This window comes from Rhizobium cauense (genome assembly GCF_019511525.1).
In the GTDB taxonomy this organism is placed as follows: domain Bacteria; phylum Pseudomonadota; class Alphaproteobacteria; order Rhizobiales; family Rhizobiaceae; genus Rhizobium; species Rhizobium cauense.
The window spans coordinates 1-418 of sequence record NZ_JAEUAT010000075.1 but is presented as its reverse complement, the minus strand read 5'-3'; the positions used below and the strand labels follow the sequence as shown (position 1 = coordinate 418).

The following is a 418-nucleotide window of genomic DNA, read 5'->3' as shown; positions in this document are numbered from 1 at the left end:
CGGTATGGGTGCGGCGCTGATGGCGTTTCTTGGTGCGGAACTGAAAAGTGGTATTGAAATCGTCACTACGGCGCTGAATCTGGAGGAACATATTCACGATTGTACGCTGGTGATCACCGGTGAAGGGCGTATTGACAGCCAGAGTATTCACGGCAAGGTACCGATTGGCGTTGCAAACGTGGCGAAGAAGTACCATAAACCGGTGATTGGCATTGCGGGTAGCCTGACCGATGATGTTGGCGTTGTACATCAGCATGGCATCGATGCGGTCTTCAGCGTATTGACCAGCATAGGTACGTTGGACGAAGCATTCCGCGGGGCTTATGACAATATCTGCCGTGCTTCACGTAATATCGCCGCGACACTGGCGATTGGAATGCGCAACGCGGGGTGACAAGGGCGCGCAAACCCTCTATAC

1 protein-coding gene is annotated in these 418 nt (G+C 53.6%); it reads left to right on the top strand.

Annotated elements, in window-relative coordinates; genetic code table 11:
- On the top strand, positions 1–394 hold a 394-nt coding region (locus JNB88_RS33195), incomplete at its 5' end, for a glycerate kinase (protein ID WP_220359171.1).
- Positions 395–418 lie beyond the last annotated feature (24 nt).